The sequence below is a fragment of the Rhodococcus sp. MS13 genome, assembly GCF_013277835.1.
Taxonomy (GTDB): domain Bacteria; phylum Actinomycetota; class Actinomycetes; order Mycobacteriales; family Mycobacteriaceae; genus Rhodococcus_F; species Rhodococcus_F erythropolis.
On the sequence record NZ_VBTL01000006.1, the window covers coordinates 78,619 to 97,250 of the forward strand.

General features: G+C 62.8%; 13 protein-coding genes. 8 read left to right on the forward strand and 5 right to left on the reverse strand.

Translation table 11 applies throughout. The features are described 5' to 3' along the window. Positions 1–46: 46 nt before the first annotated feature. Genes FEZ59_RS14040 through FEZ59_RS14050 form a run of 3 tightly spaced genes read left to right on the forward strand, consistent with a single transcriptional unit; the run spans position 47 to position 5,597 of the window. Entirely contained in the window at positions 47–544 is a 498-nt protein-coding gene (locus FEZ59_RS14040) for a DUF2231 domain-containing protein (RefSeq protein WP_050656572.1), read from the forward strand. 35 nt (positions 545–579) lie between these two features. Continuing rightward, on the forward strand, positions 580–1,227 hold the full coding sequence (locus tag FEZ59_RS14045; protein ID WP_050656553.1) for a HemK2/MTQ2 family protein methyltransferase: 648 nt from the start codon (positions 580–582) through the stop codon (positions 1,225–1,227). Further along, on the forward strand, positions 1,224–5,597 hold the full coding sequence (locus tag FEZ59_RS14050) for a non-ribosomal peptide synthetase (protein ID WP_172932800.1): 4,374 nt from the start codon (positions 1,224–1,226) through the stop codon (positions 5,595–5,597). The genes FEZ59_RS14045 and FEZ59_RS14050 overlap by 4 nt, the downstream gene beginning before the upstream one ends. Positions 5,598–5,600: 3 nt before the next feature. On the opposite strand, the gene FEZ59_RS14055 is transcribed toward FEZ59_RS14050, so the two are convergent. Together FEZ59_RS14055 and FEZ59_RS14060 are read right to left on the reverse strand one after the other, a co-directional pair. Next, positions 5,601–6,026, reverse strand: a complete 426-nt coding sequence (locus FEZ59_RS14055) for a DUF1003 domain-containing protein (protein WP_172932801.1) — start codon at positions 6,024–6,026, stop codon at positions 5,601–5,603. Between the two features lie 857 nt (positions 6,027–6,883). Beyond that, a complete protein-coding gene (locus FEZ59_RS14060) occupies positions 6,884–7,330 on the reverse strand; it encodes a hypothetical protein (protein WP_128637924.1) in 447 nt (148 codons plus the stop codon). A gap of 568 nt (positions 7,331–7,898) precedes the next feature. On the opposite strand from FEZ59_RS14060, the gene FEZ59_RS14065 reads away from it, so the two are divergent. Both FEZ59_RS14065 and FEZ59_RS14070 read left to right on the forward strand, forming a co-directional pair. Further along, the gene (locus FEZ59_RS14065) at positions 7,899–9,038 is read left to right on the forward strand and encodes a phosphodiester glycosidase family protein (RefSeq protein ID WP_050656556.1); all 1,140 of its coding nucleotides are present in this window, start codon (positions 7,899–7,901) and stop codon (positions 9,036–9,038) included. A 505-nt stretch (positions 9,039–9,543) separates the two neighbouring features. Beyond that, positions 9,544–10,836 (forward strand): alpha/beta hydrolase-fold protein, encoded by a 1,293-nt coding sequence (locus tag FEZ59_RS14070; protein WP_042922099.1) that lies wholly within the window; start codon positions 9,544–9,546, stop codon positions 10,834–10,836. 426 nt (positions 10,837–11,262) lie between these two features. On the opposite strand, the gene FEZ59_RS14075 is transcribed toward FEZ59_RS14070, so the two are convergent. Next, on the reverse strand, positions 11,263–12,525 hold the full coding sequence (locus FEZ59_RS14075; RefSeq protein ID WP_050656558.1) for a hypothetical protein: 1,263 nt from the start codon (positions 12,523–12,525) through the stop codon (positions 11,263–11,265). Between the two features lie 145 nt (positions 12,526–12,670). Between FEZ59_RS14075 and FEZ59_RS14080 the strand changes: the two genes are divergently transcribed. The 3 genes from FEZ59_RS14080 (at position 12,671) to FEZ59_RS14090 (ending at position 15,856) form a co-directional block, all read left to right on the forward strand. Continuing rightward, positions 12,671–13,591: a phosphatase PAP2 family protein gene (locus FEZ59_RS14080; RefSeq protein ID WP_238588018.1), complete on the forward strand. Its 921-nt coding sequence runs from the start codon at positions 12,671–12,673 to the stop codon at positions 13,589–13,591. Further along, positions 13,588–14,283 carry a DedA family protein gene (locus FEZ59_RS14085; RefSeq protein WP_082239162.1) on the forward strand — a complete coding sequence of 232 codons (696 nt, stop codon included), beginning with the start codon at positions 13,588–13,590 and terminating at the stop codon, positions 14,281–14,283. Before FEZ59_RS14080 ends, FEZ59_RS14085 begins: the two co-directional genes overlap by 4 nt. Positions 14,284–14,455: 172 nt before the next feature. Next, positions 14,456–15,856, forward strand: coding sequence for a HAMP domain-containing sensor histidine kinase (locus FEZ59_RS14090; RefSeq protein ID WP_172932802.1), 1,401 nt, complete (start codon positions 14,456–14,458; stop codon positions 15,854–15,856). A gap of 155 nt (positions 15,857–16,011) precedes the next feature. Here the strand turns inward: FEZ59_RS14090 and FEZ59_RS14095 are convergent, their stop codons facing one another. Both FEZ59_RS14095 and FEZ59_RS14100 read right to left on the reverse strand, forming a co-directional pair. Next, the gene (locus FEZ59_RS14095) at positions 16,012–17,121 is read right to left on the reverse strand and encodes an ABC transporter ATP-binding protein (RefSeq protein ID WP_082239165.1); all 1,110 of its coding nucleotides are present in this window, start codon (positions 17,119–17,121) and stop codon (positions 16,012–16,014) included. Further along, positions 17,118–18,632: an iron ABC transporter permease gene (locus FEZ59_RS14100; RefSeq protein WP_172932810.1), complete on the reverse strand. Its 1,515-nt coding sequence runs from the start codon at positions 18,630–18,632 to the stop codon at positions 17,118–17,120. The genes FEZ59_RS14095 and FEZ59_RS14100 overlap by 4 nt, the downstream gene beginning before the upstream one ends.

Consider the following 18,632-nt stretch of genomic DNA (forward strand, 5'->3'; position numbering starts at 1 on the left):
GCAGGGTCCCAGAACTCTCCAAGAAATTCTGCCTACGTTGGTCGACATGGGCCTGACCACGATCGGCGGACTACCTGCCCACCCGCTTCTCGTTCATTTCGTTGTCGTGTTGGTTCCGCTCTCGGCGGTTCTGGTTCTCTGCTCCGTTCTGTGGCCGAGTGCCCGGCGTAGGCTCGGGATTTTTCCACCGGCCATCGCCCTCGTCACGTTGATACTCGTACCGATCACCACCGATGCAGGTGAATGGCTCGAACACAATTCGCCTCACAGCGAGTTGATCGAGATTCACGCCGAGCTCGGTGATCAACTTCTGATCTGGTCCATTGCGGTGTTCGTGTTTGCGGCGACGTGGTGGGTCCTGCATACCAATAGATTCTCCGAGTGGCGAAGCGCACGAACTTCACTGTCCGACAGTTCGACGCTGCTCCGAGTCGTGACAGTTGCGATAGCGGCGATGGCAGTTGTCGCGGCAGTGGGTTCGATGGTTCAGGTCTATCGGATCGGTGAGAGCGGAGCGAAGGCAGTCTGGCAGGAGCAGTCGTAGACATCCACCGAGTAAGTCCACGGCAGGAGCGCAGTGTGATGATTCGATTTCCCGGTGTCTATGCGCCTCAGAGCGATACTCGTCTTATCTCTGACGCAGTACGCGCCGAGAAGTTGGATGCGTCTTCTCAGGTTCTCGATTTGTGCTCCGGTAGTGGTGCGCTGAGTGTGTGTGCGGCCAAGGCCGGGGCGGGAACGGTTTTCGCCGTGGATATCTCACGACGTGCCGCGGTGTGCACCTGGATGAACGGGCGACTCCGCGGTCACAGAATCCGCGTTCGTCACGGAGATCTCCTGGCCCCGTTTCACGGTCGTCGATTCGACCTTGTCGTCTCGAACCCGCCTTATGTTCCTACTGAGGGCGATCGTGCGCCGCGCTCCGGCCGTGCTCGTAGTTGGGACGGTGGCAACGACGGGCGCCTGTTGCTCGATCGCATATGTGCGGCGGCACCGGGTGTCCTGCGGAACGAGGGCACGATATTGCTGATCCAGTCCGCACTCAGCGGCATCGATCGCACCGTCGAACTGTTTGCCGACCACGAACTCGAGGCATCGGTAGTCTCGAGGATCTCGATTCCTTTCGGCCCGGTCTTGCTGTCGCGCAGGCGATACCTGGAGTCGATCGGCGTCATCGACCCTGACCAGGTCACCGAGGAGATCGTCGTGATCCGAGCGAGACGATGACGCCGTTGACAGCCGCACAACGCTCGTTGTGGTTCGCTCAGTCCCTTGACCCGGCGACGCCGTTTGTCATAGCTCAGTTCGTTGATCTGAACGGTGAACTGGACGCATCTCGGCTGGAATCATCGACAGTCGCCGCGCACCGTGAGTTCGGCGTTGCGGGCCTTCGTCTGCGTGTGACGGATGGAGTGCCGGAATTGGACGAAGACCCTGGTAAGACACTGGTCGGCGGAAGGCTGGATTTTCGTCGATACGACGATCCCGTCGAGGCAGCGATGACGTGGATGAATCGAGAGTGGTGCACGGCAACTCTCGATTCGGATACTGCCCTCGCCGTCGCAAATCTGTTGCAGGTCGGTCCTCATCGCTGGTTCTGGTACTACCGTGCGCATCACATCGCACTCGACGGTTACTCCGCTGCACTTCTGATGCGCCGCACCGCCGAGATCTATCTGTCCGCTGGTCCGGTGTCGCCGGATCAGGTCGACTCGGTTGTGGCGGATCGCGCGGCGGCGGTTGCCCGCCAGGAAAGCCGATACCGAGAATCACAACGCTGTGTCCGCGATCGAGAATTCTGGCACGAGAAACTCCGGTCAGTTCCTTCACCTCCGTCCTTGAGCACGAGTGTGATGGGCACTTCTCGGGGAAGTACGCTGCGAGCGAGTGGCACAGTGCCACTGTCCGATCTCTCGGCAGCAACCGTGATATCGGCGTTCGCGTCATACGTCGCGCTGATGTGTGGTGTCGACGACCTGTGTTTGTCGCTGCCGGTATCCGGACGAGTGACTGCTGCGTCGAGATCGTTGCCAGGGGCGATGTCGAACGTGGTTCCTCTGGTACTTCACGGAGTGGGTGCATCGACCCCCTCCTCGGCGGTATGCGTTGTCGAAAGCGCACTGAGCGAGGCACTTCGGCACCAACGTTACCGCCGGGAGGACATCTCCGCTCTGACTGACGGCCGAGGGCAGTCGAACGTGCAAGCGTTCGGTCCGGTCGTCAACATCATGTTGTTCGACAGGACCCTGACCTTGGGCGCGGTACGAGGTCACGTCGAGATACTCACGACCGGACCGGTCGACGATATTGCGGTCAACGTCTACCCCGGTTGCACAGGGAACATTCGAGTCGATCTCGAGGCCAACGGTGCGCTGTACAGCTCTGCCGAACTTTCTGCGCACCATGATCGATTCGTTCGGTTCCTCGAGGCCTTCGTCGACACGCCGCCGGATCATCCTGCTCCGCCTCTGTGGACGGATATCGAGCTGGGAGCCACGACGCCGGCGCGTGGCGAGCTTTCGGTCGAGCCCAGAAGTCTTGATTCTCTTCTGCGTTCCGCAGTGAACCACGCTGCCGATTCGGTTGCGATCTCCGACAGTGATCGGTCATGGACCTACCGGCACCTCGATCGGATGGCGGAGATCTGGAGTCGGCATTTGAAGTCCGCCGATGTGGGCCCCGATGATGTTGTCGTCGTGGCGATCCCGCGATCCATCGAATCGGTCCTGGCAATGTGGGCTGTGGCGCGAGTGGGAGCCACATACGTACCGATCGATCCGGCCCACCCCGCCGAACGGGTCGTGGACATGCTCGGTGTATGCAAACCGAAGATCGGGCTCACGACTTTCGGGCTGCGAAATTCGTTGCCGTACGACCTCGAGTGGCTGTTTTTGGACCGTCACCCCGATGCTTTCGGGCCGTCCTTCGACGCCGAGCCCGCACATGCCGATCATCGGGCTTACATGATCTTCACCTCCGGCTCCACGGGCCAGCCCAAAGCGGTGTCGGTCACTCACCGTGGCCTGGCCAATTTGGCTACCGACATTAACGAGAAATACGAGCTCGATTCACGCTCTGTCGTAATGCATTGTGCTTCAACCAGTTTTGACACCTCTGTCGTAGAGATGCTCGCTCCCGCTCTGTTCGGCGCCTCGTCGGTGATCTGCCCACCCGAGACCGTTGGTGGATTCGAGCTGGAAGACCTCATCCGCCGTCATGCCGTGACACATCTACTCGTAACACCTTCGGCGCTCGCAACATTGGCTCCGGAACGGGTGCGCTGCTTGAAATTCCTGATAGTCGGTGGCGAGAAATTACCGCACGACCTGATGCGCCGGTGGGCGCCGTTCGTGCGTGTTCGAAGCGCGTACGGCCCTACCGAGGCGACATGCAGTGTCACCATCACCGACGTCTTGAACGTCGACGATCGTGTGACACTCGGGCGGCTCATGCACGGAGTCGAGGCGGTGGTTCTCGACGCATCGCTCGAGCCGTTGTCCACCGGGGCCGCGGGGGAGCTCTACCTGTCGGGGCCTGGTTTGGCCAGAGGATACGAGGGGAGAGCGGGGGAGACGGCTGCGCGTTTCGTTGCGTCCACACTTTCAGCGGGGCAGCGCATGTTCCGAAGCGGCGATCGGGTCCGATGGACAGACGACGCCCAACTCGAATTCCTCGGCCGCACAGACGATCAGGTGAAGGTGCGTGGGCGCCGAATCGAACTCGGTGAGATCGATTCCGTCCTGTACGCCCACCCGTCGGTCGAGTTCGCCACGACGTTAGTCCGCGATCTGGCCAACGGTTCGCCGGCGCTGGTGAGTTACGTGAAACTGCACTCGGGAATCATGGACTCGGACGCGAGTATCGAACGCCTTCTGACACAGAAGTTGCCGGAATACATGATCCCGGTAGTCATGATTCGCATCGACGCGGTTCCACTCACCACGAACAAGAAAGTCGATCGGGGCGCGCTCCCCGCTCCTACCTTCGAGCGGAGAGAAGCGGTACGGGTCGCAACACCGATCGAGTCCCGCATCATCCGTACCTTCGAGGAAGTGCTCACGGCCACCGAGATCGGCCACAACGATTCGTTCTTCGATCTCGGGGGAGACTCATTGTCTGCAACGCGAGTGATCGGCCGCCTCAACGCCGATTTCGGCATAAACCTCGGTGTTCGTGATCTGTTCGACTCACCGAGCGCCGCCGCGCTCGCGAGTTCCTTCGGCCAACACATCGGACGGGTGCCACCACTGGAACAGGCCGTCGACGCCTCGACGCCGCTGCTTTCACCCGCACAGGAATACATCGGTCGAGAACCCACCTCTCCTGCTCTGTACAACCTGCCCTTCACAATTCGCGTGCGCGGCAGACTCGACCACGACGCATTGGCTTCGGCCGTGCATGACGTAATGGTCAGGCACGAAACACTTCGAACCGTGTATCCGGATGTCGCGGGTTCGCCCAGCCCGCTAGTAGTGAATCCGGACCGGATTCCGCGTGGACTTCCAGTGGTCGAAGGGAATTCGAGCGATGCAGAATCGATCGTTCACCAGACGCTCTCGGAGGGTTTCGATGTGCGGTCCGAGATCCCCATTCGCTTGATCGTATGTGCATACGGTCGCGACGATCATCTGTTGGCGGCGGTTATCCATCACATCGCGGCAGATGGATGGTCCCTCGCCATCCTCGCGCGCGACTTGTCCATCGCATACGAGGCTCGCGCGCGGAACACGCACCCGACGTGGCCGGAGACCGCGGTGCGGTACTCGGACTACGCCAAGTGGCGCACGGCAATTCTGGGGGCGCAAGAGGCGCCTACCGACCTCACTGTCGGTCAACTCGAACACTGGGCGACCGTTCTCGACGGGGCACCGAGCGAGATTTCCCTGCCACTCGACCACACTCGACCCTCGATATGGACGTTCGGGGCCGGGCGAGTCGAATTCTTGCTCGATCCCGAGACTCATCGCGGGCTGACGGCGTCTGCAAAGCGAGCCGAGACCGGGATGTTCACGGTCGTTCACGCCGCATTAGCGGCGACACTGAGTGCTCTCTCCGGTGACCACAACATCGTCATCGGAAGCCCGATCGCCGGCCGGGGCCATCCGAAACTCGACGACCTCGTGGGCATGTTCGTGAACACACTCGTGCTTCGCACCCACGTCGACGTTACGGCGGACTTCGACTCACTTGTAGCGCAGTGCCGCCGAGTAGAACTGTTGGCCCACGACCACAGTGACATCCAGTTCGAGCGACTGGTCGACTACCTCGATCCTCCTCGCCACGCGTCGCTGCACCCGTTCTTCCAAGTCGCAATGTCGTTCGAAAACTTCCCCGCCGCAGTGCTCGAATCCGACGGGCTGACCTTCGAGGTCACGCCGCGGCCACTCGACATCGCCAAGTGTGACCTTCATTTTCACTTCGCCGAAGTGTTCGACGAAACCGGTGAACCCGCCGGGATCGAGGCGGCACTCGTCTACTCCGCCGATCTCTTCGACGCAGCCACCGCCACCCTCTTCGCCAAGACCCTGTCCGCAACCGCAGATGCTCTCGTGGCCAGCCCGGACACGCCGCTGCTCGCGCTGGACACGAGATCGTGACGGTCAGCGTGCGGTGTGTTCCGGAATGCAGACATGTTTGTGGATTTCCCGCGAGAGCTCCGCGACGGTCTCGGTCAGGGCCGTGTTCGCCTCGATCAACTGTCGGAGTTGATTGGTGTTGTCGAGTGTGTGAATCGCAACTTCACTACTGATGGCATCCGCCCGTTTCGCCGAGATCAACAGAATCGCTCCCTGCATGCCGGCAAGCATCGACAAAAACAGATTCAGCAGAATGAACGGGTAGGGATCAAAACCGGTATTGCCGTTGAACCCTGCCCAGATCCCCATGATCGCGACGAACACGAAGACAAACGGCCACGACCCCATGCCGTTGCGGACCACATCGGCCGCACGCTCTCCGCGGGTCAACTCCGAACCCGTTCGGACTCCAGGATGCAGATGCCACCGATTCTTGCTTCCACGATTCATAGTTCGTCATTGTGCGCCTGTCAGTTCGGATTGCTCGCTCAGGACGGGCGGAAGCAGACGATCGAACACTCGAGGTCGATGTAGCCGGCATCTGTGCCGGACTCGAATAGGCGCCATCCCCTTTTACCTCGTCGAATCAGTGCCGCGGCACGATGCGATCACCAGAACGAATTCCCCATTACCAACAGGGAGATCCTTTGCTCATACGGCAGGGCTGATGCGCACGGTGCGGCCGGGTCCGTATCGCTCGACGAGAGGGGGTAAGAACACGGACCCCACCACGGGGGTTGTTCGTGATTCGGACAGAAGCGTCGATGCGTCCGAATGCGCCACGTGCAGAACCTGTATCGCGACTTGCATGGACGTGGTTGCTCGCGAGATGACTGCAGAAGGGGGCGGATCACGTTCATCGTCATCGTGAATATTTGATGGATTCTGTTGCGACCCATACGTGATACCCCGATTTGGCGATTCGAGCCCTTAGGTATCGGCCCTTAGGTGTACGCTCCGACAGGATCGAGTGAAATTCAGCCCCGAGGGACGATGTGGGAACGCATTGTTCTGAGGATCGTTGAGGCGATGACTTCGAACCAGAACAACAATTGGCAATTCACGAAAGCCGTTCTTCGAGTGTGAGGTCGTCAGCGGAGACAGGCCAAGACCCGGCCGCGAGACATCCACCGAATACTTCTTTTTGCGTGGAACTTCAGAGACATTCCTCAGGTCTGTAGGCCGCGCCGCCGAGCGACGGCGGCAAACCGATCGGCGGCCCGAGCCCAGACGTCGCGACCCTCGAAGTCGCCAGCCAGCGCGCATATGGACGTCTCCCGAACCTACGGCTCCGAGATGATCGTCCCTCAACATCCCCCTGGATCGCTTCCACCGAAGATCCCGACCTGGGTGATGGGTGCATCGAACACTGTTACGGAAACCATTGGTGCGTCCACACCGCCACGCCAGTACCAACTGTGCATCCCCGCCGATCGCTTCGCGCCACACGGCATCATTCCGTCGATATCCTCGTCCAGGGGCAGGTGCGCTTCCATCCATCGCACCGCCTCGTCGAAGCTCATTCCTGGAAGGTCGAAGCTGATCGATTCGGCACCCATGTGCGTTGGATTGGTGGCGACTCCTGGCACCAAGATCCCGTACTTCCCCGAGTCCTGCATCTCGGGGGTCGCCAGGGGCGATGAGGGAGCGCTCGAGGTTGGCTGAGCGGGGATCGTGGGTGCATCGGTCGATCCGCATCCGGCTACAAGTGATGCACAGACCAAGACGAGTGCCGAGGCATAGGCCTTGTTCATCTCCACATCAAATCAGACCAGAAGCACGAAAAACGTTGTTTCCGAAAGACTGTGACGTGGTGAGCTGTCGGCATGGCTCACCAGTCGTCTCACCCCATCCGAGGGACGTTGCCCGGCAGGTGGTGCCGGTGTGATCACTGATCTCACCTCGCCCGAACCCCGAAGCAGGTGGTGCACCCAACCCTCTGAAATTGGGTGCACCACCCGCCAGCGGCTCATCCTCAGTGAGTTCGACGAACCAGTGCCGACGCTACGCAGCTGCTTCTGAAGGAACGCTGAATGCCAGGGGCGCGCAGTTCGATGGCACGGCACTTGCGTGAGGTCTCCGGTCCAGTCTGGCGTCTTCTCCGTGCGCGATTCGTGGCGGTGCGAGGTCGGCGGAGAGGTCGCGAGGGCGCCTCGATGGCGCATGCGGTGGCGAGATCTTCAGCGAGGCTTCAGGTTGCCGGGCGCAGGATGAAAGGAGGCATCGGGGCAGTTAGGAACAGTGATGGTTGTCCTGCGAACGAGAGAGCAGTCGGGTGGAGCTACGCGACCGCGCGCGGGTCGGATCCGCCGGGCCGCGAGGATGACGGGCATCGTTTTCGCGGTGACGCTCGCGTTGCTGTCGATGTCCTACGGCAGGGCGTTGCTCGCGCCCGGATATGCCACATGGACGGACAAGACGTCGTCCTGGATCAGAGACAACGGTGGTGGACGCCTTCTCGATGCCTACGAGAATTGGCGATATGCAGCGCCGCCGAGCGACAGTCAACCCGACCTGCATCAGTACGTTGCCCCAGTTGCGATTCCGGGTGGTTCCGATACGACGGCGATTCACCTAGCGGTGCTTCCGTCGGTGCCTGGGCAAAGCGCACCGGTGTGGACCTCGGGGCGTGCAGACGTCCACGGGGTCACCAGGTCGTACACGTCGGTATTTCAACCCGATCCTGAACATCGAAGCGTCGTGGCCGGCGTGGCGATCGTTGCATATGCCGCGGTGAGCGCGCATCTTGTGCCCGGCACGAGCCAACCCGGTGGTGATGCCCCGGGCGATGCGCACGTGCCAGCCACTGACATCCCGAGTTTGGTGGCGGTGTTCAACTCGGGATTCAAGATGAACGATATCGATGGCGGTTTCTACCTCGATGGAACCGCGTATCGGCCACTGCGTGATGGGCAGGCGTCCGCCGTTGTAGACAGTGCCGGCCATCTGAGAGTCGAACAATGGGGGCGTGACGACGCAATGGGACCCTCGATCAGCGCGGTTCGTCAAAATCTCGCACTGATCGTCGATCACGGTGCGGCGGTGGAGGGTTTGGATGTCAACAGTGACAATCGGTGGGGCTCGGCACAGAATCAGCTGCAGTACACCCAGCGCTCGGCCCTCGGAACCACTGCTTCCGGTGATCTGATCTACATCGCCGGTGGCGCGATGAACTTGTCGACTCTTGCCCGCGCACTGGTGGACGCCGGCGCCGTCACCGGTATGGAACTCGACATCCATTCCGGGATGACGATGTTCTCGTCGTGGGTGCCCGACATGTCGGGTGTGTTGGCTCCGACCACCCTGATGCCTGATATTCAACAAGACCCGAATCGGTATCTGGCGCCGGACCGTCGCGACTTCTTCTACATCACGTTGTCGGAGCCGACTCCGCAACAGTCTTCGGTCTTTTCGCTGTCGGTTTCTTCGATGACGACTGCGGCGAAGTTCGACGGGTCGTGAACGCCATCCGCGATACGTACCACGGACGCCGACGGGCGAATTCAGCTCGGCGACGCCCACGCGGTGCACCACGGCTTGCTGTCGACAGTGGGCTTCCGTCACCTCGAGCGATACGTTCGTGAAAAAACAACCCGCGTCGTCGTCCGCAGAGGTCGAGATCAGCGCGGTTCGATGAGTGCAACAATGGCCGCTTCGGGGCGCTCTACGCGTGCTTTTGGCGCGGTGGTGGGCTCGGCCCTCACCGATCACAGCGCCGATACGCTCCTGTTGACGGTGAGAGCTGTTGTGTCAGTGAGGGAACAGTATGTAATCGCGGTCTGCTACCTTCCATGTTCCGGTAGCTGCCTCACTGGTGGTTACCAACTCGGCGGCGATCGGTCGCGGGGGAGGGTTTCCCAGCTGTCAGCGGTCCGCGTGGCGAATTCACGTTGCGGGGTCATGTCAGTGTCATCTACATCCCTTACAGTGGTCGCCGCGAACGGATGCCGGAACTGCAGGAGTGATCGTGTTGCTGGACATATCGCTGATCGACGGACCCGTTCGGATACTTATTCTCGCACTGGGATGGTCCGCGTTGGTGTGGCTGCTGAGCGGACGTGGACGACGGTGGTGGCTCGCTCGTGTGCCGTTGAGCTTAGGGATCGGTGTTGTTGCGGCAATCGCCTTGTCGGTGGGAGTGAACACGATCTGGAAGCCGTTTCCGGACGCTGTTCCTGCTGTTGCGTTGTTGTGGGTGGGGATTCTCTTCGCCGCCTGCTCGCTCGCACTGCTTCGCCGAACGTCGTGGGCGATGAAAGGCCTCGCAATGGTCGCAGTCGGTGCGATAGCAGTCTGCGGCGTGGCGCAGGTCAATCAAGAGTTCGGAACATACCCGACCATGCGCGGCGTTCTCGGCGTCAGCCTTGCTGACGAAATCGACTTCGACCACGTCCCCGGCCGCACTGAAACCCTCGTCACCGCGAGTTCCGGTGCATCGCTCGGCGCAGTGTGGTCCCCGCCTTCGGACATGCCCGAGAACGGCGTGGTCACTACCGTCGAGATTGCGGGAACGGTCTCGGGATTCCGCGCCCGCGACGCCTGGATTTATCTTCCGCCGGCATACTTGGCCACCCCACGGGCGCAATTGCCGGTACTCGTGTTGGTGCCCGGCCAACCCGGAACTCCACGAGATTGGTTCGACGGCGGGCGGCTGAACGAGGTTGCAGATGCCTACGCGCACGATCATTCAGGTTTGGCGCCTGTCATCGTGGTGGCCGATTCACTGGGCGATCAGTTCTCGCAACCTCTGTGCATGGACTCGCCCACCGCGAACGCCTTCACCTATCTCAGTGTCGACGTCCCCGCGTGGATCGAAACGAACTTACAAGTCGACCCCGATCACGGTCACTGGGCAGTCGGAGGATTCTCCGCGGGCGGAACGTGTGCGCTCGTGCTGGGGGTGAACGCGCCTACGGTCTATCCGACTTTCGTGGACATCACCGGAGAAGACGAACCCAGCCTCGGCTCGCGTGAGCTGACCGTGGATCGCGTGTTCGACGGAAACGGTGAGGCGTTCAGCAAATTCAACCCTCTCGATGTCCTCAACCGCGAAGACTTCAAGACCAGTACCGGCACAATCGTTGCAGGAGAGGAGGATCCGGACCTTCCCCAGGCTCGTCATGTGCTTGACGCGACGACCGCTGCCGGTATGGCCGTTCGGTATCTCGAACTTCCCGGCGGGCACTCGTGGTACGTGTGGGGGCCAGGGCTGGAACAGTCCCTTCCATGGTTGGCGACGCGTGTGGGCTTGACAGCCTGAACAATCCTGCGCCACGGGAGAAGCCCGCCCGACCTTCGGCACCCGGACGGGCTTCTGAGCGGGCGCGCATGCGTGTGAATGCGGAGCGCGACCGCCGTCGACAACGATGCCAGTCTGCTCCTGAGAAAACCCTGAACGCGTAGCCGTGCAGTCGATCAGCACCATCTCTGGAAAGTTCGCTCATTGATCGACGAGCCCGTGAAATCAGCTGCTACGGACTCCGGGGGATTCGCCGCGCGACAAGGACGAGAATCCTCGTCGTGCGCGTATGAAACCACGCGTGACGTGAGGCGTCCTCGTCGTGACCGTTGTCGAGGCTCTCAGCATTCCTGCTCCTTCTCGGGCGGGAGACGTTGACGCGGAGCTCCTTTGACTGTGCTCTTGTGGACCGCCGACTGCGGGGCTACGTGTGCAGCGTGTGGTCGTCTACTGAAGTTCGGTCAACAATGCGGTGAGAGTTCGGGTTTCGTTAGTCGGATCGGGTGTGCTGGCCCGAACCGATTTGAGGACGCTGTCGATCCGGCCGTCGAGTGCACCCCAGACAGTCGCGTCGAGGGGGCGCAGAGATGTTTCGTCGTCGTCCCATGCGGTTTCGAGGTCTTTGATCCGTGCAACTGCGCCGGTGTGGTCACCGGCTTGCACCTTTGTCAGCGTGTCCTGCGTGATGGCGCGGAAGTTGGCGATGTCTGTGGATGGGAACACGGCGCTGACCTGCCCCGGCGTGAGGGTCGCGCTCGCCGCGGTCGTGCCGGTTTCCTCTTCGCTCGCCAGGGCCTCGTGCGGCTGGGCGGAGGCCCAGACGAGCAGTGCACCGGCCGCGACGGCGACTGCGGCGTAGTAGCCGAGCATGATCCGTTCGCGTCCCCGAGGCGGCGTGTCGGCGGCAGGGCGTGCGGGTTCGGATTCGGGTTCGGTGACGACGTCGCGGCGGGTAATCGTGAGATAGACGACCGTCGCCACAATCGCGAGGAGGAAAATAGCGCTGGTGAGAGCTGTACCTGCACCGAGACCACGATCGGTGGACGAGGACGCAACCCAGTCGCCGAGGTTGGCGCCGAGCGGACGGGTCAGCACGTACGCGAGCCAGAAGGAGAGCACTGCGTTCGCGCCCAGCCGCCAGCCGATCACGATCAAGACGATCAACCCGGCAGGCAACAGGACCGAGATGCCGGGCCCCCATCCGGTGATCTCGAGTGTCCAATCACCCGCGGCAGTGCCGAGGGCGAACGTGACCAGAACAGCAAGCCAGTAGAACAACTCCCGCGGCACCGAGACGATGCTGTGAATCGACAAGGTCCCTTCACGGGCGAACCAGACACCGAAAACCACAGCCAGGGCCGCGGCGAAGACGCTCGTACTCACCGCAAGTGGCACACCCAGATCGTCGGTCAGGATGTCGGTGTAGAGCGTGCCGGCGACGCTGAGCACCACCACCGCCAGCCAGTAGACGAACGGCACGTAGCGGTTGAGGCGCAACTGCCACACCAGGACAACGGCAAGTACCACCGTGAAAATGAGGGCGGTCGCGTTCAGGCCTAGACCCAAGGTCATGTTGATCCAGTCGGCGAAACTTTCCCCGACAGTGGTGCACAGGATCTTGATGACCCAGAACCAGACCGTGATCTCGGGGACCTTACTCAGCATCACTCGCCGGGTCGTGGCAGCTTCAGATCTCGTTGTCTCACTCACAGATCCGACCGTAGAGAGACGATGCTGAAAACGCCCTGAGAGAGGCCGCGCACCTATTCGTGCCGACAGTCCTGCCCGGCCGGAAGGGCGTGATCGGTGTCCCATTCTCAGCGGCTCCACAGCTGCCGACTTCGATACTGATGGGGTGAAAGAAGTGGAGCCACATTCGCTGTCATTGGTATCGGCGGCGGGGCACGGTGCGTCGGTCCGTATGAACCTGGTCGGGAGGGCCCACGATTTGGTGTCCGGCATACATCAAGGCGCTGCAGCCGCGATCGCTCTGGCCGTGTTGGTCGGGGGAGTGGCGCTGTTTTCGGGTGCCTCGCTTTGGCGGAGCCTGCCAGGAACTCGCCGCTCGGCCGGAACGGCGCTGATCTGCCTGCAGGGCGCCGGATTGGCGGCGGCGTTTGTCGCGCTGGCGTATCAGGTAAAAGCTGGAGACTGGTTGACCAGCGCGGACCCGGCGGTCTTGGGTTGGTTCTCCGGGCGCCGCTCGGACTGGGTGACCGGGCCGGCTATCGCTGTTACCGACGCCGGCGGGCCGGTGGGCACTATCGTCCTTGCGGTCGTGATCGGTGCGGTGCTGTCCCGGCGAGCCCGCTCGCCGATCCCCGCGCTGATTCTTATCGGGACGGTCGGTGCGGCTGGGCTGGTCTCGACCGTGACGAAATCCGTTGTCGGGCGGGCTCGTCCCCCGATCGCGTCCCAGGTCCTGCTCGAGACGGACTATTCCTTTCCGTCCGGGCATGCGACGGGGGCGATGGCGTTGTTCATGACGGCCGCTCTCCTGCTCGGGTATGCCTGGTCTCCGGCCCGGCGGGCGTTGTTGCTGGTGACGGCCGCAGTCGTGGCGGTGGTGGTGTCGGTGACTCGCCTGTACCTCGGTGAACACTGGCTCAGCGATGTGATCGGCGGCATGCTCCTCGGCGGCCTCGCCGCGGTGATCGGCGGCGCGATCTACACGAGCTGGATGGCCCGCTCCCACGACCGGCGCACCAGAGCGTTGGACCCGAGGAGCGCTGCCCGGGACCGCAACAACCCGACGACGATGGGACAACCAGCATGAACGTGGCATTGGGGCCTGGAATATTGGACGCTTCGACACTGCTGGGCACCCTGGGGTTGCTCGGCGTCCTCGGCGCCGTCGTCATCGAAACGGGCCTGCTCGTCGGGTTCTTCCTGCCGGGCGACTCGTTGCTGTTCACTGCCGGAGTCTTCGCCGCGCAGCCGCATCCGTTCGCCCCGCTGTGGTTGCTGCTGCTCACCATCCCGATCGCTGCGATCGTCGGCGATCAACTCGGCTTCCTGATCGGACGGAAGGCAGGGGCGGCAGTATTTCATCGGCCCAGTGCCAGACGGATCGGCCCGAAACAACTCGAGCAGTCGCGGCGGTTCTTCGACCGCTACGGCCCGCGCACAATTTTGTTGGCCCGCTTCGTCCCCGTTGCCCGCACGATCGCGCCGGTCATGGCCGGCGCATCGGGGATGAAGTACCGCACCTTCGCCGTCTACAACGTCATCGGCGGCACCGTCTGGGGAATCGGGGTGCCGACACTGGGGTACCTGCTCGGCGGAATCGGATTCGTCCGTAGTCACATCGAAGTGATTCTGATAGTGATCGTGTTCCTCTCTGTCGCGCCGCTGCTGATCAATGGTCTGCGGTCACGACGGCAGAGAACAACCCAGCCGGCCGGCCAACAGGCCAACGTCTCGACCGCGGACGGTGAAGAGCTGATGCACATAGACAGCGACCTGTGACGGTGAACAGCGCGAATCCCCAATCGACAACCTGCTCGTCAACGCCTTCATATGGCCGTCGAGCTATCCGGCCGGAATGCGCGTTCTGTGACCGCGCTTAACCGTCAGATATTCGCCGATCGGATTGTTGTCATCGACGCCGCAGAGGACCGCGCGAGCGGATGATGACCGCATGAGGTCGGTACCCGAATGGCTCAGACCCTCGGTGTGGGGACTGGCGATCCGGTCTGCACTGGCTGCGGCCGGTGTCGTGACCATCGCCCTGGCGCTCGGGGCGGCGGCGTTGCTGTTCGTACTGGACCGGGCCCTGCTCTCGGCCCTCGACGACGCCGCGACCATCCGAGCCCAGGACATCACCACCAGCCTGCAGTCGGACTCACCCACAGACCTCGACAGTGAGTTGTTCGGCACCAATCAACGCATCGTCCTCGTCCAAGTCATCGATCCGACAGGGCAGGTCGTGCGGACATCGGACCCCGACCCCGGCGCCCCGGCGACCGATACGCGCCCGCCCACTGGTGGGCCGCCGGCGCGGGGACTGTCCGGGCCGACCGACCATGGGACAGATCTCCGGATCACCGCGCAGGGAGCCTCCAGCGGCGCAACCGATTACACCGTCCTCGTCGCGGTGAGCGCAGAATCGGTGGAAGCCACCGTCGCCACCGTAGGTGGGCTCCTCGCCCTCGGTGGCCCGGTCATCGCTCTCGTCGCCGCAGTAGCGACCTACACACTGGTACGGCGTTCGCTGCGATCGGTCGAACACATCCGCACCCAGGTCGCCGCCATCTCGAGTAACGACCTCGGTGAACGGATTCCGGTGCCCACGCCCCGCGACGAGATCACGGCGTTGGCCCGGACCATGAACGACATGCTCACCCGAATCGACGCCGGCCACACCGCGCAACGCCGATTCGTCGCAGACGCGTCCCACGAGCTACGAAACCCATTGACCACCCTCACCCTTGCCTTGGAGCTGGCGGACGCCCGCCCAGAACTGCTCGATCACGAACTCGTACGCGAAACATTGCTACCCGAGGTCACACGCATGCATCTACTGGTCGACGACCTGCTGTTGCTCGCACGCGCCGACGAACACGGTCTACCCCTGCGTCTCGGCGACGTGGACCTCGACGACGTCGTGGACGCCGAAGTCCACCGCGCTCGCGGTGGGACCGAGAAGACGATCACGGCCGCGTTGAGCCCTGTGCGGATCTGCGGCGACCGCACTCAGCTCGAGCGAGTAGTGCGCAACCTCATCGACAACGCCATCCGATTTGCGGCACAGACTGTCCATGCGCAGGTAATGCAGTATGGGGACACCGCGCAGGTCATCGTTTCCGACGACGGCCCGGGCATCCCGCAGCCAGATCGGGACCGAGTCCTCGAACGGTTCGTGCGACTCGACAATTCCCGTGAACGCAACCTCGGCGGTTCGGGTCTCGGCTTGGCGATTGTTACGGAAATCGTTGCCGCCCAACGAGGTTCGGTACGGATCGGTGACAGCGGACAGGGCGGGTGTCAGGTCGTGGTCACACTTGCGGCGAGTCCGGTGACCCCGGCCGAGGAGTCCTGAACCGATACTCGGCGCGGCAGGGTGCGCGTTGGGGGCGTGTGCACCAAGGATGATCGCACCAAAGATGATTCTGTCTCCGGCTGGCTTCGCACCGTGAGACCGACCAGGCAGTCGATTGGGCATCAGAGGTGGGTGTACCAGCACGCCGGGCGAGACTAGGGGCTGCGTCTTGAAGATGGGTCCGTAGTTGCGGTCCTCCTCCGGATCCCTGATGCGTTCGGATCTGAGGCGGGGTATGTCACGGCGGGGCCGGCGACTCGGATGCCGACGCGGTCTCCGGGAGTGAGAGCGGTGGCACCGAAACGGCGGACCGTGACTCGTTCGGCGTCTGTTCCGCTTGCGGTGTCCAGGCGGATGCCGAGCAGCATCTCGGATCCAAGGTATTCGATGTCGACTACCGTCCCGGATATGCCTGCGCCGTCCGGGGTGAGTTCGATTTGTTCCGGCCGCACCATGATGCGGGCGTCGCCGTGGATGCCAGTCGGCGACACAGCGATATCGCCGAGCGCAGAGTGGGCTGTGCCTTCCACGACCTGTGCCGGCAGAACGACGGCGTCACCGATGAACTGCGCGGTGGGGACATCGATGGGGGTGGAATAGATTTCGCGTGGGGTACCGATCTGCGCGAGGCGTCCGGCGCTCATGACCGCCACACGATCAGCGAACGAGAGAGCCTCGGACTGATCATGGGTGACGAGGATGGTGGTGATTCCGGCCTTTGCCAGGACATCGGCGACGATCCGCCGGGTAGTGGCCCGCAAGCCGGCGTCGAGCGCGGAGAACGGCTCGTCCAGCAGCATCAGTTCCGGTTCGCGGGCCAGTGCCCGCGCGAGCGCCACGCGCTGTTGCTGCCCGCCGGAGAGCTGGTCGGGTCGCCGGCTCGCGTAGGAGGCATCGAGCGACACCATCTCGAGCAGTTCGGCGACCTTCGACGCGGTCCGGTCACGGCGGGGCAACCCGAACCCGACATTGGCGCCGACAGTGGTGTGCGGGAACAGCGCTCCGTCCTGGGCGACGTATCCCACCGACCGTCGGTGCGCGGGCGTCCAATTTCCGCCTGCGACGATACGGCCGGCAAGGGCGATGGTGCCGGCGTCCGGTTTCTCGAACCCGGCGATCAGGCGGAGCAACGTGGTCTTCCCGCAGCCTGACGGCCCGACAATAGCGGTGGTGGATCCGGCCTCGACGCCGAACGCGATCTGGTGGAGGACTGCCGCGGAGCCGAACCTCTTGTCGAGCCCTGCCACTTCGAGTGCGTTGGTCATAGTCCGGCTACCTTTTTCGACTGGGTGAAGAGTACGTAAGTCATGGGCAGCGACAGCACGATCATGATCAGCGCGTACGGTGCTGCGCCGGCGTAGTCGATCTCGCTGCTCAGCGACCAGAATTGCATGGACAGGGTGCGGGTGCCGGTCGGCGCCAGCAGCAGGGTGGCGGTCAGCTCGTTCACGATCCCCAAGAACACCAGCGCTCCGCCCGCCGCCGTGGCGGGGGCTGCCAGCGGCAGCGTCACCCGGAAAAATGCTGACAGTGGCGAGACACCGAGCGACTGCGCGGCTTCCTCCAGGCCGATGGGCGCTTGCGCGAACCCCGCTCGCAGGTTCACCAGCGCGCGCGGCAGGAACAGCAGTGCGTAGGCCGCGATGACAACGGTGACCGTTTGGTAGAGCGGATGTAGGTAATGGATGGAGACGGTGACGAACGCCAGTGCCACCACGATGCCGGGCAGTGAGCTCGAGATGTACGTGCAGCTTTCCAAAAACCGGCTGAATCGCCCGCGGTGGCGAATCGAAATCCATGCGATCGGAAATGCGAGAACACACGTCACCACGGCGCCGGCGATGCCGAAGCCGACGGTCTGGACCAGCGCGGAGCCGACGGTATCGAGCTTCCAGACCGCCGCCCCGCCGATGACCAGCCAGCGTAGGACACTGATCACCGGGACGCCGACGGACAGTACGATCAGCACTCCGAGGAAGAGCAGGACGGCCAGCGAATTCCCCCAGCCGAGTTCGGCGGGCACGGCGGGCCTGGCGGCTCCGGCGCCGATGCGGGCGTACCGCGCACTGCCCCGGACCACAGATTCGATCACCAGCAGAGTGAGGCAGAGCAACACCAGGACACCAGCGAGCATGGTGGCCGCAGCTCCGTTGAACGTCGACTGGTATTGCTCGAAAATCGCGGTGGTGAACGTATCGAACCGGATGAAGACGAACGCACCGTACTCGGCGAGCAGGTGCAACGAGACCAGCAGCGCTCCTCCAGCGATGGCCAGCCGCAGCTGAGGTACCACGACGCGGAAGAACACTGCCCACGGCCCGGCACCGAGCGCGCGCGCCGATTCCTCCACGGCCGGATCCAGCCGCCGAAGTGTCGCGGCCGTGGGGATGTACACGAGAGGGAAGTACGACAGGGTCGCGATGAGGACGCCCCCGTGCAAACCGCCCAGGGAGGGAATCGTGGTCACCCACGAGTAACTGTTCACGAACGCGGGAACGGCCAGGGGCGCCGCGAGCAGGACCGCCCAGACCTTCGCCCCGAACACCCGGGTGCGTTCGACGAGCCAGGCGGCGATTACGCCGGTCACGATGCAGATCGGCACCGTGACCACGACCAGCATCACCGTGTTGGTCAGCAATTCCCGGACCCGAGGTCGAAACAGCAGCGCCGATGCGGTATCCCAACCCGTGTCGAAGCTTTCGACGATTACGTACCCGAGCGGGATGATCGATGCGGCCACAACGATGAGCGCGGCAACCGCCAAGGGGAGTGGCAT